The following is a 14,327-nucleotide window of genomic DNA, read 5'->3' on the forward strand; positions in this document are numbered from 1 at the left end:
GAGGAGCTGGATGTTGAACATGGATACGCCCGCTGGAAGCCCCAGCGGGCAATCGCCCACACCTACCCGCGACGAGCAGGGCACGATCGAGCTGCCCGCCAAGCTCCGGGTGCACGCACTGGCCAAGCTGCTGGGCGCCAGCAGCCGGGAGATCATCACGACGCTGGAATCGATCGGCGAATCGGTTCGCAGCGCCCAGTCGAACATCACCCGCGACGTCGCCCTGCAGGTGGTGCAGGCCCTGCACCCCGAGATGGTGGCGGAGTCGGAGAGCGCGGCCGAGCCGGAGCAGACCGAGCCCGAACCCCAGGCTCAGCCGGAACCCCAGGCCCAGACCGAGGCCCCGGCGGAAGCCGCAGCCCAGGCAGAGCCGGAGCCGGCAGCCGAGGCCAAGCCCGCGGTCGAGGCGCAGCCCGCTGTCGAGCCCGCGGTGCCGGCGGCGGACTTCGCGTCCGCCGGTGCCGAGACCGCCGCCGGCACGCCCGCGGCACCGGGGCTGACGCCCCTGTTCGCCGCGCCGGCGCCGGAGGCGATGTTCCTCGCGCCCCAGCCCGAGGCGCGGCAGGTGCCGAAGCCCGAGCCGGAGCCGGTGGAGGCGAGCCAGGAGCCTGAGGCGACCGAGGCCGAGCAGCCTGCCGAGACCGCCGCCGAGACCGACGACGAGAGCGAGCCCGCTGGTCGCCGCCGTCGTCGCCGCGGCCGCCGTGGCCGTGGCCGTGGTCGCGGTGCCGAGTCCGAGTCGGGCGAGGAGGAGACCGACACCGCCGAGGAGACCGCCGCCGAGGCCGCCGAACCGGCCGCGGAGGAAGCCGCCGAGGAGCAGTCGGCCGAGGCTGACGGCTCGGGCGACTCCAACCGCCGTCGCCGTCGTCGCCGTCGCCGCAAGGGCTCCTCGGACGACGAGAGCAGCGCCCGCGAAGACGACCCGCCGAACACCGTCGTGCACGTGCGCGAGCCGGCGGCTGCCGAGACTCGTCAGGACAGCAGCGACGACGAGGTGCGCGCGGTCAAGGGCTCGACGCGCCTGGAGGCCAAGCGGCAGCGCCGCCGGGACGGCCGCGAGGCCGGTCGCCGCCGGGCCCCGGTGCTCTCCGAGGCCGAGTTCCTGGCCCGCCGAGAGTCGGTGGACCGCAAGATGGTCGTCCGGCAGAACGGCGACCAGACGCAGATCGCGGTGCTCGAGGACAACGTCCTCGTCGAGAACTTCGTGACCTCGTCGGGCTCCGGCTCGCTGGTCGGCAACGTCTACCTCGGGCGCGTGCAGAACGTGCTGCCCAGCATGGAGGCGGCGTTCGTTGACATCGGCCGCGGCCGCAACGCGGTGCTCTACGCCGGTGAGGTGGACTGGGACGCCGCCGGGCTGGCCGGCAAGGCCCGCCGCATCGAGCAGGCCCTGCAGACCGGTGACAGCGTCCTGGTGCAGGTCACCAAGGACCCGGTCGGCCACAAGGGCGCGCGCCTGACCACCCAGATCAGCCTGCCCGGCCGATTCCTGGTGTACGTGCCGGGCGGCGGCGCGACCGGCATCAGCCGCAAGCTGCCGGACACCGAGCGCAAGCGGCTCAAGGAGATCCTCAAGCGGATCGTGCCGGACAACGCCGGGGTGATCATCCGCACCGCGTCCGAGGGGACCAGCGAAGAGGCGCTGGACCGCGACGTGCGGCGCCTGCAGGCGCAGTGGGAGGTCATCAAGGAGAAGGCCGAGACGCCGGGCGCGCAGGCCCCGCAGCTGCTCTACGAGGAGCCGGACCTGCTGATCAAGGTCGTCCGCGACCTGTTCACCGAGGACTTCTCGGCCATGACGGTCCAGGGCAACGACGCCTGGGACACCATCGACGCCTACGTCAAGCACGTCGCGCCGGACCTGGCGCAGCGGCTGTCCAAGCACGTCGGAAAGAACGACGTGTTCACCGAGCAGCGGATCAACGAGCAGATCGCCAAGGCCCTGGACCGCAAGGTCTGGCTGCCCTCCGGCGGCTACCTGGTGATCGACCGCACCGAAGCCATGACGGTGATCGACGTCAACACCGGTAAGTTCACCGGCTCCGGGGGCAACCTGGAGGAGACGGTCACCCGCAACAACCTGGAGGCGGCCGAGGAGATCGTCCGGCAGCTCCGGTTGCGCGACATCGGCGGCATCATCGTCATCGACTTCATCGACATGGTGCTGGAGTCGAACCGGGACCTGGTGCTGCGCCGCCTCACCGAGTGCCTGGGCCGGGACCGCACCCGCCACCAGGTCGCCGAGGTGACCTCGCTGGGCCTGGTGCAGATGACCCGCAAGCGGGTCGGCACCGGCCTGCTGGAGGCCTACAGCAGCACCTGCGAGCACTGCCGCGGCCGCGGCCTGCTCGTCTCGACCGAACCGGTCACGCACCCGAACGGGCAGACGAGCGGCAACAACGGTGCCCGGCGGAACCGGCAGCGGGGCAAGCAGCACGAGCACGAGCAGCCCGCCCAGCAGGAGACGCGCACCGAGGCCAAGGCCGAGGCACCCAAGACCGAGGCGCCGAAGGTCGAGGCGCCCAAGGCCGAAGAGCCCAAGGTCGAGGCGCCGAAGGCCGAAGAGCCCAAGGTCGAGCGTGCCAAGGCCGAGGAGCCGAAGGCGGAGGCCGTCAAGGCCGAAGAGGTCAAGCCGGAGCCCGTCAAGCCGGAGCCCGTCAAGCCGGAGCCCGTCGAGGCCGTGAAGGCCGAGCCGAAGCCGGCGGCGAAGGCCGAGCCGGAGGCGCCGAAGCCGGAGCCCGTCGTCGAGCCGAAGGCGGAGGCGGCGAAGCCGGTCGTCGAGCCGAAGGCGGTCGAGCCCGAGGCGGAGCCGGCCGCGGCGAACGGTCGCCCGCGGCGCAAGGCGACGCGGGCCGCCGGCAGCGCCGGCGCGGCGGTGACGCCGCTGGTGGTCAGCAAGCCGGCCGAGCCGCAGGAGGCCGCCCAGAACGGCCTGCCGAGCGTCGCTCCGGCCGCTCCGGTGCGGCGGGTTCGCCGGTCCGCGTCCCGCCCGGCGGGGCCGCCCGTGGAGTAGCCCCCCGTCCGGGGCTGCCACCGAAGGCGGGAATGGCCGATTCGTTCAAGAACGGATCGGCCATTCTTCTTATCTTCGGTGCATGATTCGATGCACCGAAGAGCGCGTGGCCGCCGTCGAGCGGTTCGTCTGGCTGACCGCGCGCGTGCTGGAACAACGCCGTTTCGAGTTCTTGTTCGCCGGCGGCAGCGCCGACGGGGTGCTGGCCGCGCTCGACGCCTACCGCTGCGCGGACGGCGGCTACGGCTACGCCTTGGAGCCCGACTCGCGCGGCCCGCTCAGCCAGCCGCTGCAGACCTTCACGGCGTTGATGATCCTCGACGAGGTCGGGGCCTGCGACGGGGCCGCGGTGGCGCGGATCTGCGACTACTTGGTGTCGATCACGCGCCCGGACGGCGGCGTGCCTGGAGGCGACACGCGGCTGCGGGACTACCCGCACGCGCCGTGGATTCCGGTCGTCGAGGAGCCCGAGGGGAACCTCCTCTCCACTGGCCTGATCGCGGCCCTGCTGCACAAGAACCGGATCGAGCACCCGTGGCTGGCCGGGGCCACCGAGTTCTGCTGGCGGCGGATCGAGGAGCTGACCGAGAGCCACCCCTACGAGGTGCAGGCCGCGGTGTCGTTCCTCGACCACGTGCCCGATCGCGATCGGGCACGTGCCGCGGCCGGGAAGCTGGGCGGGCTCGTTCGGGAGAAGGGGTTCGTGCTGCTCGACCCGCAGCATCCCGAACGGGCTCAGGTGCCTCCCGGCTACGCGCCCGGCGAGCTGCACTGCGTCTGGGACTACGCGCCGGAGCCGACGAGCCTGGCGCGTTCGTGGTTCTCCGACGACGAGATGACCCGCGGGCTCGACCACCTCGCGGGCCTGCAGGAGGACGACGGCGGCTGGCCGATCCGCTGGCGCGCGTGGGCGCCCGGCACCCGCCTGGAGTGGCGGCCGCGGGTGGCCATCGATGCCCTGCGCACTCTCCGCGCCTACGACCAGGTCTGATCCGCGGCGCTCCCGGTTCTTGCTCGCCTGTGCTAGGTTTTGCTCATGCGAGCAAATTCCGGCTCAGGTGAGCAAGGTCGGTCGTTCACCGAGCGGGGCCGGCGGGCGCAGATCGTCGAGGCCGCCATCGACACGATCGTCGAGGTCGGCTACTCGCGCGCGTCGTTCGGGCAGATCGCCAAGCGGGCTGGCCTGAGCAGCACGGGGATGATCTCCTACCACTTCCGGAACAAGGCCGAGCTGATGCAGCAGGTGGTCGCCGACGTCTACGCGGTGGCCGAGGAGCTGGTGGGGGAGCGCATCGAGGCGGCGGGTACGGCGCGCGACCGGCTCCGGGCGTTCATCGAGTCCAGTGTGGACTTCTACCGCGCGCACCACCGGAAGATCCGGGCGCTCACCGAGATCTTCCTGAACGAGCGCGGTGACGACGCGGCGCTGCCGCACCGGCGGGAACTCGAAGGCTTGCGGGAAATGCTCCGCGCCGGCCAGCTGGCTGGGGAGTTCCGGGACTTCGACCCGCACGTGATGGCCGTGGCGCTGCGCCACGCGCTGGACGGCGTCGCACTGCGCCTCGGGGTGGAACCCGACGCCGACGCCGACCGCTACGCCCGCGAGCTCGCGACCATGTTCGACCTGGCCACCCGGTCCGGGTGAGCCGGCAACGCACGGAGGTGCCGTGGAAGACATCGTGGAGCTGGACTCGGGTCGCGTGCGCGGCCTGACCTTCGAGGAGCACCGGCTCTTCCAAGGGATTCCCTACGCCGCGCCGCCGGTCGGCGAGCTGCGCTGGAGTTCGCCGCAGCCCGTCGAGCCGTGGCCGAACGTGCGGGACGCGACCGCGCCGGGAAACCCGTGCCCGCAGCTCCCGCAGGACTTCGCCGACATCGCGAGCCTGGACGAGGACTGCCTGTTCCTGAACGTGACCGCGCCCCGCGGCGGCGGCCGCAAGCCGGTGATGGTGTGGCTGCACGGCGGCGGCGGGGCCAACGGCGAGGGCGCGATCTTCGACGCGCACCGGCTCGCCACCGCCGAGGACGTCGTCGTGGTCACGCCGAATTCGCGGCTGGGCATCTTCGGCAACTTCGGCTACCCGGGCCTGGCGGGAGGCGGCGGATTCGGCCTCGAAGACCAGCAGGCGGTGCTGCGCTGGGTGCAGCGCAACATCGGCGAGTTCGGCGGAGACCCGGGCAACGTGACGCTGTTCGGCGAGTCCTACGGCGGGCTCAACGTCAGCGCGCACCTGGTAGCGCCCGGCTCGGCCGGGCTGTTCCACCGGGCGATCGTGCAGAGCGGCTTCGCGCTGCTGAAGGCCCCGGCCAACGGCTGGGCGCCGGGCTCGCCGGACCTGCCGACGATGTGGATGTCCACAGTGGAACTGGAAGCCCTGGCCGAGCACCTGGTCGGCGAGCTCGGCTGGGTGCGGCCCGGGCAGGGCCCGGCGATCGAGCAGCTGCGCCGCGTTCCGGTCGAACAGCTGGTCAACGTGTCGTCGGTGTTCAGCAGGCCGGCGTTCGGCGGTTCGGTGCTGCCGGAATCCCCGACGCAGGCGCTGCCCGCCGGGCGGTTCCACCGGGTCCCGGTCCTCACCGGCGGAACCCGGGACGAGGCCCGGCTGTTCACGGCGCTGTTCTGGGACGCTGCAGGTCAGCCGATCACGGCCGACGGCTACGACAAGCTGCTCGCCGAGGCCTTCGACGCCGCGGCGGACGACGTCGCGCAGCAGTACCCCGCCGGGGCGTACCCGACGCCGAGCGTGGCATGGGCGGACGTGGTCGGCGACTGCGCCTGGGCGCGCTCGGTGTGGGACTTCGCGCACGCCCTGAGCTCTGACACCGCCACCTACGTCTACGAGTTCGCCGACCGCGACGCGCCGCCGGTCGTGCCGTTCCCGCCGGGATTCCCGCCGGGCGCCCACCACTCCGCCGAGGTGCCCTACCAGTTCGACCTCGGCGAGCCGGCGCCGCTGAACGACGCGCAGCGGCGGCTGGCGGCGACGATGAACCGCTACTGGGCGAACTTCGCGCGCAGCGGCGACCCCAACGGGCCGGACCTACCCGGCTGGCCGCGGTTCTCGGCCGCCGAGCCGCGGGTGCAGTCGTTGCACCCGGACCAGATCGCCGGGACCGACTTCGCCGCCGAGCACCGCCTGGAGTTCTGGAGGGCTCTGGCCGAACGAGGCTGATCGTCCCGTACTGGCATTCATGAGTCGGGGATCCCACAGCGAGAAGGCGCCTGAGGTTCCGCTACCCGCACCGCCACGCAGAGCAAGTTTGGAAACAGCCTCTACAGCGATCAGAAGTGCTCACGGGTCGTTGCGCGGAAGCGGGCTGAAGTACCGACCCGGGGTCACGCCTGCCAGGCGGCGGAACTCGCGCGTGAGGTGCGCCTGGTCGGCGTACCCGGCGGCGTGCGCGAGCTCCGCGAGCCCGCCGGGGCCGGTGCCGCGCCGCGCCGCCCGCTGGAAGCGGAGCACCGCGGCGAGGGTCTGCGGGCTGTAGCCGACGGCGGCGGTGACGCGTCGCCGCAGCTGGCGCTCGGACAACCCGAGGGTGTCGGCGAGTGCCGGAACCGCGAGCGGGGCGGGGGAGTCCAGGGCTGCGACGACGGCCGCGAGCGCCGGATCGGGCCGGTACTCCGGCAACCGGGAGCAGGCGAACTCCTCGAGAATCCGCCCCGCCTGCTCCGGCGCTTCGCGGATTCTGTCCACTGTGTACCGGATCGAAGCGCCCCAGCAGTCCACGCCGTCGACCTGCAGATCGCGCAGCTCGGTGGCCGGAATGTCGCCCAGCAGCAGCCGGGCGGCGCCGGGCCTGGCCCGGATCCCGGTGATGCGGCTCCCCGGCGGCAGCTCCGCGAGCCGGGCGGAGGTGTCCGGCCCGACCACGTCGAGGCGATCGCCCATCCAGATCAGGTCCACGCAGCCGTCCGGGACCACCCGCTGCACGTGGCAGTCCGCGTCCGCCCCGTGCGTCCACACGCAGGCGATCGCCCCGGTCAGCGCGCCGACCGGCGGCCGCTCCCGATACCGGCTCACGACCCCATGATGCCCATCGGCCCCGACACCGGAATGCGAAGGGCCCCGCCGACCAGTTCGTTCGGTCGGCGGGGCCCTCATGCCCGGATCAGTCCTGCTTGTCGTCGAACGTCGGGATGTCCGTGCGGTCGTCGGAGCTGGGCATGTCGCCCGGCAGATCCAGGGCCTGCGTCAGCGGGCCGGGCGACCAGGTGCCCCAGTGGGTCTCCGAATGCACCTCGATCGCCGCCTGCGCGGGCAGCGCATCCGCGTCGTACGGGTGCACCACGTACAGCGAACCCCAGTCCTGCTGCGGATCGTTGCGCAGGTAGGTCGGCAGCTCGCGGACGCTGGACGCGATCGTCAGCCAGCCGAACGGCCCGCCGGCATCCGGCGACGACCAGCCCTCGCCGACGTCCCGGACCTCCTCGCCGGCCGATACCCGGAACTGCGGCATCTCCGCGATCCCGTTGTACAGACCGGAACCCCGCAGGCACGGGTGCACCAGCGCGGCCGGCCACTCGACGAACGTCGCGCTGTTCCCGATGACCTCGGTCATGTTCGTCAGCTTCGGCACCCGCGGCGCGGTCACCGCGATCCAGCCCTCCCGGCCCAGCGCCTGGTCGACGGCGATCAGCCGCATCTTCGTCGCGCCCTCGGCCTCGGCGCCGAGCATGTAGCGGTGATCCCGCCACCCGGGCGGCGGGCCCTGCTCCACGGTGTAGCGGCCGGTGATCTCGAAGCCCCGATCGGTCTCCTTGCCGAATTCGAGGACCACGAAGTTCGCGCCGGTCTCCGCGCCCGCCAGGCTCACCGCCATCGGCACCTCGCCGTTGCGGGCCGAATCCGGGATGTCGTACCAGGGCGTGCGCAGCTCGCCGGTGTTGGTGCCGGCCTCGTCGAAGCTGCCCCACGCCGGCGCGTTGTCGCCGCCGAACTGGTGCGGCGGCTTCCAGCTCGGCGCATCCGAGTCGACACCGTCGCTGGCGGGCACGCCGGGCCGGGTGAAGCCCACCTGCTTGGGCTGCAGGTACTGCTCGGCGGTTTCCCGGCCGGCCAGGCGGCGCGGCGGCACCGGCACCGCCGGGTCCCGGGTCGGCGCGACCACCGAGGGCTGGGCGGGCGCCACCGGCAGGACGCTGGCCTGCGGATCGGTCTCGACCCCGATGTAGTCCGACAACCCGCAGCTGTTGCCGGTGAGCTGCTTGACGTTGTCCGTGGACAGGCTGTAGCTGTCGCCGCGCTCCTGGATGGCCTTGCCGAACGCCGCGAGCTCGCCGAACACCATCAGCGCGCAGACCAGCGACAACGGCGCGGTGCCCAGCCGCAGGGCGCGGCTGCGCTTCTCCGGGCTGTCCCAGCGCTCGTCGACGATCTTCGGGTTGTTCTCGTCGATGCGCAGGTGCTCGATCAACGCGATCACGCCCGCTATCGCGGCGAACACCAGGAACAGCGTGCTGAAGTTGTGCCCGTTGATCGACGGCGGCTTGTCGAACCACGGAACGCCCCAGCCCGAGACGTACCACCATGCGTTCGGCCCGGTGGCGGCGAACGCCAGGATCACCATCAGACCGGCGACGAAGCCAGCCCGGTTGCGGCGGGAACGCAGCACGGTGGTGCTGGTGGCCAGCGCGGTCAGCGCCGCCAGGGCACCGCCGAAGGCGGCGAAGATCCCGAAGTGGTGGGTGTGCTTGGTGGGGGTCAGGGCGAGCACCGCGAAGCACATCGCGGTGACCGCGAGCAGCCGCCGGCTCGGGCCGAGCCCGGCACCGCGGATGCGGCCGCGCCGCAGCAGCACCACGGCGCAGGTGGCCAGGCAGAGGATCACCAGCAGCACCGGGAACCGGCGGGTCAGCGAACCGTCCGGGCTCTGGCTGAACAGCAGGCTGTAGCGGTTGAGCTCCTCGTACCAGCGGCCGTTCGGGCCGAAGGTGGTCTTGAGCTCCATCGCGTCCATGACCGACTGCCAGGTCTGGTCGTAGAACACCAGCGTCAGGATCACGAACCCGGAAGCGGAGATCGGCGCCAGCACCGGCAACCAGCCGAACTCCTGGGCCCGCTTGCGCACCAACCGGTACAGCGGCTTGATCGCGGCGATGTAGGGCAGCACCGCGACGAGGCCGTGCGGGTTGACGCCCACCGACAGGGCGGCGCCGACCAGGCCCAGCGCGGCGGGCATCAACCGACCGGTCGACACGGCCCGCTCGACGGCGCACAGCGCCAGCAGCGAGAACAGCACCACGACCGGCTCGGCCCGGAGCCCGTTGTTGTAGGGCAGCCAGAACGCCAGGAACACCGCGGCGGCGGCCCAGCCTGCGGCGTTGCTGCGCCGCACCTGCTGGCCGAGTCTCGGCAGCACCTCGCGGCTGATCAGCAACCAGCTGACGATGCCCATCAGCAGCGCGGGCAGCCGCACCCACGGCGTCGCCGTCGAGATCTGCACCCACAGCGCGTAGAACTCGTAGAACCAGCCGAACGGCGACTCGGGGTTGGCGAACCAGCGGTAGTAGTTGCTGACGTACCCGGCGCTCTCGGCCGACCGCACCATGCTCAGCACGTAGCCGTCGTCGGACGTCATCGCGCCGATCAGCCACCACAAGCCCAGCGCGCCGAACACCGAGACGTCGCGGAACGTCGGCTTCCACCAGCGCAGCGGGGCCAGCCGCGGCGCGCGACGGCCTGCGCGCGTGTCCAGCTTCCGCAGGCAGAGCACCGAACCGATGAACGCGGCCACGGTGAGGGCGATCACCACGAGCTTGAGCGGCGTCGCGTAGCTGCTGAACCGGTTGTCGACACGCGCCTCGAAGGACAGCCCGCGCACGTCGTCCGCGGCGTTGTCCAGCGACGAGTAGATGCCGGTCAGCTGCGGGCGCTGGTCGCCGAGAACGCGCGCCCACGCCTGCCCGTCGACGCTCGCGGTGGTGCCGTCGGCGTCCGCGCGCACGTCGATCGAGCACGCGCCGGCGGGCAGCTGCACCGTGCTGATCTGCCGCCCCTTGGAGAACAGCGCGGCCTGGCCCTCGTCGACCTGCAACGTCAGCCCGGTCAGCTTGCCGTAGTCCGATGACGGCGGATTGGTGCTCAGCAGGATCGCCGGCCCCGCGGTGCGCGCGTCCAGGCTGCGCGCGGCGGCGCACGGCACCTTCGCGTCGAGCCACAGCGGCGAGTAGGCGACCAACGGGGCGGACACCGATTTGGTGCCTTGAGCAGTTGGCCACCGTAATGTCACCACATCGTGATTGACAGGTAGGAAGGGCACGAGCAACGCCAGCACGGTGCCGACGAGCCCGAGCAGCGAGGCGTACAGCCGAAGTTTTTTCGCCGACCCTGGGTGCACGTGGAGACCATACGGGCGCTGATCGCCCGCACTTGTGCGCACCCCTCGCGCGTCCTCCGAACGGCATTTGCATGCCCTCGGCACCGCGCGTTCTGCCTGGTCGTAGCGGGTGGGTGTGCTGGGGTGCAATGCAGTGCCGGTTTTGTCCCGGCGGCGCGAGGCATTCGTTGTCGCTCAGTCCGCCTCTGCGAGCGCCGACGCCGCGCGAAATAGTCCGGAAACGAGTCCGCATAGCGACCCGAACACGATCAGGCGGACTGCGCCGGGCTTTCGGTCGTCGTTTGATCGGCGACCAGCACATCCACATCCCGGTCTCGCCCGGTCCGGTGCAGCACCAGTTCCGCGAGCAGGCCCACGGAGATCATCTGCACCGCGAATATCTCCAGCAGGATGCCCAGCGTCAGCAGCGGACGAGTGCCGATCGACTGCTCGGTGAACACCCACACCCCGGTCAGGTAGAGCAGGATCAGCGTGCCGATCGTCCCGGCCAGCAGCCCCAGCCCGCCGAAGAGGTGCGCCGGGCGCCGCCCGTAGCGGGTGAGCGCGACGACCGTGAGCAGGTCCAGCGCGCCGCGCACGTACCGCTCGAACCCGTAGTTGGACTTGCCGTGCACCCGCGGTCGGTGGTGCACGGCCAGCTCGCGCACCCGGTAGCCCAGCTGGTGCGCCAGCGCCGGGATGTAGCGGTGCAGCTCCCCGTACAGCGGCACGCGCCGGTAGACCTCGGTGCGCGCGGCCTTCAGCCCGCAGTTGTGGTCCGCGAGCTTCAAGCCGGTGATCAGGCCGGTGACCCAGTTGAACACCTTCGACGGCAGCCGCTTGCCCAGCGGGTCCTGCCGCTGCGCCTTGTGGCCGCTGACCAGGTCGGCCCCGTCGTCGAGCTCGTCGAGCAGGCGCGGGATCTCGGCGGGGTCGTCCTGCAGGTCGGCGTCCAGCGTCACCAGCAGCCGCCCGCGGACCTCGGCGACGCCCGCGGCCAGCGCCGCGGCCTTGCCGAAGTTGCGCCGCAACCGGATGCCGCGGAACCGGGAATCCTGCCGGGCCTGCTCGGCGATCACCTGCCAGCTGTCGTCGGTGCTGCCGTCGTCGACGACCAGCAGCTCCCAGCTCCGGGGCTGCTGCTGCATCGCGTCGCGGATCTCGGCGAACAGCCGGGGCAGGTTCTCCCGTTCGTTCTTGGCCGGGGCCAGCAGCGAGACCTCGACTTCCGGTGCGGCTTCCGTCATGACTTGACCTGCGGGCTTTCCGTGAGGGGCCGGATCCACCAGCCGTCGGGGAAGTGGAAGGCGACGCGCACCGGCCCGGGCTGCGCGGGGGCGACCGCCTCGAAGCCCAGGCCGATCTCGATGCCGGGCGTCTGGGCTTCCGCGTCCGAGCGCGGGATGTCGACCACGCCGCCGCCGATGACCGTGCCGGTCTGGTCGAGCACGGCGACGCAGTCGGCCGGCTCGATCCCGGAGATCGCCCAGCCCTTGAGCATCCGGGCCCCGCCCTGGATCTGGTCGGTCTCCACGTTGAGCACCACGTCGCGGCCGTCCGGGCGTGGCTCGCGCAGCGCGCCGTCGCTGGGCGTCCGCCAGTCCGCGGTGCTGACCCGGTCGCCGATCTCCAGGCCGTCGGGGCAGCCGAGCGTGAACTCGCCGGAGAACGGGTAGTGCCCGAGCGCCTGCAGCCGCGGCAGCAGGCGGTCCGGCTCGGGGAACCGGTCCTCGAACGCGTCGGGGTGGCCGATGCGCGCGGCGATGGCGAGCAGGTTCTGGTTCGGCGCATCGGAGCGCACGCTCTGCGCCATGGGAGCGCCGAGCGCGACGGTGGCCAGCACCGTGCCCGCCACGGCGACGGTGCGGACCTTCGGCCAGCGGGGCCAGGCGACCACGATCACCAGCACCGCGATCCACAACGCGGCGGTCATGCTGTTGTACCGGCTCTGCAGCCCGGCGGCCTCGCCGAACGCGGCCCGCGAGCCGGAGATCATCACTGCGCAGCCGGCCGCGTAGACCGCCAGCCCCCACCACGGCGCGGCGCTGCGGAACTCCTCGCGGGTCTGCCGGACGTGCAGCACGAGCACCGCCAGGCCCGCCACGCCCGCGATCAGCGCGATCGACGGCTCGGTGCCGGTCCACACCATGCCGAGCATGCTCAGCCCGGCGAGCAGCGCCTGCGCCGGATCATCGGTCGGCGAAGCGCCGCCACCGCCCTGCGGGCCGCGCAGCACCAGCCACGAGGCCACCACGAGGAAGCCGACCACCAGCGGCGTCGCGACCCAGCGACGGCGGTCCCCGCGCAGCCACGCCACCAGCGCCAGCGCCGGCCACACCGCGAACGACGTGCCGTAGCTGATCGACGCCAGCAGCCCGAACACGATCGCGAGCACTCGGTGCTCGCGCTGCATCGCCAGCAGCGCGGCGAGCACCAGCATCAGCGCGAGGATCCAGGACGCCCCGCTCATCGAGCGCACGTAGTTGTGGATGCCGTGCGGGTTGAACACCAGCGTCGAGGCGGCCGCCACCAGCCCGGCCCGCTGCCACGGGTTCAGCGACTTCGGCAGCATCGCCCACACCAGCAGGACGCTGGCGACCCCGAACGCGATGATCACCAGCCCGAGCGGCTGGTTGAGGCCGTGCCCGAACCGGGCGCTGAGCCAGAACAGCAGGCTGGGCAGCACGAACGGGTGCTCGTTGCGGAACCCGAACAGCGCCTCCGGCCGCAGCGAGCCGTCGTCGCCGGTGAGGTCGAGCAGGACCCACCAGTAGTCGTAGAAGTGCATCTGCGGGTAGCGCAGCACTTCCCGAAGCATCATCAGCGGCGGGACGATCGCCGACAGGCCGAGCAGCACGGGGCCGAACCGCCGCACCGGGCCTGGAATGGGGGCTTCGGGGGTGGCGCGCTCGCCCGGGTCGGTCTCCGATGCGATGTCAGTCACGCTTTGCTTCCCCAGTTCCGATCAATAGCGCCTCACCGTAGCAAGCGCAGGTCAGAGCCTGGCAGATCAGACGTCGACCATGGCTGGATTTGACCACGCGGTTCCGGCGGTCGTACGCTGTCGCGGCTCGCTCGTCATCGGCCCTCGTGGCCGGTTCCTCCCGCGGTGCGCCCCCGGTCGATCGGGGTCCGGAAAGCGGTCTGTATGATGGGTGAGAACTTCTCGCCGCCGGACGGGCGGAGAGATAAAACGCCTGTTTCGAATGCGATCGCCCGTGCGGCTCGGCTGCCGAGACAGGAACCCACCGAGGCGCTGCACCGGCGGCGTGGTAGGAATCCTCGTCCCACGCGGTCGAGGTGGACGTCCGCCGCAGACCTGGTGAAGTAGCGAAACCGAGCAGCAGGAGACTTCCGACTCATGTACGCGATCGTCAAGACCGGCGGCAAGCAGTACAAGGTGGCTGTCGGGGACGTCGTCGAGGTCGAGAAGCTCGAGGGCGAGCTGGGCTCCGAGGTCAGTTTCCCGGCGCTTCTGGTCGTCGATGGCTCTGATGTCACGACCGACGCCGACGCGCTGGCCAAGGTGTCGGTGACCGGCAAGCTGGTCGAGCAGACCAAGGGCCCCAAGATCCGCATCCACAAGTTCAAGAACAAGACCGGCTACCACAAGCGCCAGGGTCACCGTCAGAAGCTGACCCGCGTTGAGGTCACCGGCATCACGAAGTGAGGACCTGAGTAGTCATGGCACACAAGAAGGGCGCATCCAGCTCTCGGAACGGCCGCGACTCTAACCCCAAGTACCTCGGGGTGAAGCGCTACGGCGGCCAGGTCGTCAAGGCCGGCGAGATCCTGATCCGTCAGCGGGGCACCAAGTTCCACCCCGGCCTGAACGTTGGACGGGGCAACGACGACACCCTGTTCGCGCTGTCCGCCGGTACCGTCGAGTTCGGACGTTACCGCGGCCGCAAGGCCGTCAGCGTGCTGCCGGCCGAGGCCTGATCCGGCTCTCGGCTGCGAAGTAGTTCCCGACGAGGGGCGGGTCCGGCTA

10 protein-coding genes are annotated in these 14,327 nt (G+C 71.5%); 6 read left to right on the forward strand and 4 right to left on the reverse strand.

Annotation, left to right across the window (positions count from 1 at the left end; all coding sequences use genetic code 11):
* The first annotated feature begins 10 nt into the window (after positions 1-10).
* The 4 genes from AB0H93_RS29440 to AB0H93_RS29455 all read left to right on the forward strand — a co-directional run bounded on the left by AB0H93_RS29440 (position 11) and on the right by AB0H93_RS29455 (position 6,189).
* Positions 11-3,016 carry a translation initiation factor IF-2 N-terminal domain-containing protein gene (locus AB0H93_RS29440; RefSeq protein ID WP_358576659.1) on the forward strand — a complete coding sequence of 1,002 codons (3,006 nt, stop codon included), beginning with the start codon at positions 11-13 and terminating at the stop codon, positions 3,014-3,016.
* An 82-nt stretch (positions 3,017-3,098) separates the two neighbouring features.
* On the forward strand, positions 3,099-4,007 hold the full coding sequence (locus tag AB0H93_RS29445; protein ID WP_358576661.1) for a hypothetical protein: 909 nt from the start codon (positions 3,099-3,101) through the stop codon (positions 4,005-4,007).
* 45 nt (positions 4,008-4,052) lie between these two features.
* Positions 4,053-4,661 (forward strand): TetR/AcrR family transcriptional regulator, encoded by a 609-nt coding sequence (locus tag AB0H93_RS29450; RefSeq protein ID WP_358576662.1) that lies wholly within the window; start codon positions 4,053-4,055, stop codon positions 4,659-4,661.
* Between the two features lie 22 nt (positions 4,662-4,683).
* A complete protein-coding gene (locus AB0H93_RS29455; RefSeq protein WP_358576664.1) occupies positions 4,684-6,189 on the forward strand; it encodes a carboxylesterase family protein in 1,506 nt (501 codons plus the stop codon).
* Between the two features lie 120 nt (positions 6,190-6,309).
* On the opposite strand, the gene AB0H93_RS29460 is transcribed toward AB0H93_RS29455, so the two are convergent.
* From AB0H93_RS29460 to AB0H93_RS29475, 4 genes are all read right to left on the reverse strand, one after another.
* Positions 6,310-7,041, reverse strand: coding sequence for a helix-turn-helix transcriptional regulator (locus tag AB0H93_RS29460; RefSeq protein WP_358576665.1), 732 nt, complete (start codon positions 7,039-7,041; stop codon positions 6,310-6,312).
* Between the two features lie 88 nt (positions 7,042-7,129).
* Positions 7,130-10,357, reverse strand: a complete 3,228-nt coding sequence (locus AB0H93_RS29465; RefSeq protein ID WP_358576667.1) for an arabinosyltransferase domain-containing protein — start codon at positions 10,355-10,357, stop codon at positions 7,130-7,132.
* Positions 10,358-10,605: 248 nt separating this feature from the next.
* Positions 10,606-11,583, reverse strand: coding sequence for a glycosyltransferase family 2 protein (locus AB0H93_RS29470; RefSeq protein ID WP_358576668.1), 978 nt, complete (start codon positions 11,581-11,583; stop codon positions 10,606-10,608).
* Entirely contained in the window at positions 11,580-13,280 is a 1,701-nt protein-coding gene (locus AB0H93_RS29475; protein WP_358576670.1) for a hypothetical protein, read from the reverse strand. The genes AB0H93_RS29470 and AB0H93_RS29475 overlap by 4 nt, the downstream gene beginning before the upstream one ends.
* A 417-nt stretch (positions 13,281-13,697) precedes the next feature.
* On the opposite strand from AB0H93_RS29475, the gene rplU reads away from it, so the two are divergent.
* Both rplU and rpmA read left to right on the forward strand, forming a co-directional pair.
* Complete coding sequence (rplU, locus tag AB0H93_RS29480) at positions 13,698-14,006, forward strand: 50S ribosomal protein L21 (protein ID WP_093278869.1); 309 nt, start codon at positions 13,698-13,700, stop codon at positions 14,004-14,006.
* 14 nt (positions 14,007-14,020) lie between these two features.
* Positions 14,021-14,278, forward strand: coding sequence for a 50S ribosomal protein L27 (rpmA, locus tag AB0H93_RS29485; RefSeq protein ID WP_132489159.1), 258 nt, complete (start codon positions 14,021-14,023; stop codon positions 14,276-14,278).
* Positions 14,279-14,327 lie beyond the last annotated feature (49 nt).

Source organism: Saccharopolyspora sp. NPDC050642 (genome assembly GCF_040654735.1).
GTDB classification, from domain to species: Bacteria; Actinomycetota; Actinomycetes; order Mycobacteriales; family Pseudonocardiaceae; genus Saccharopolyspora; species Saccharopolyspora elongata.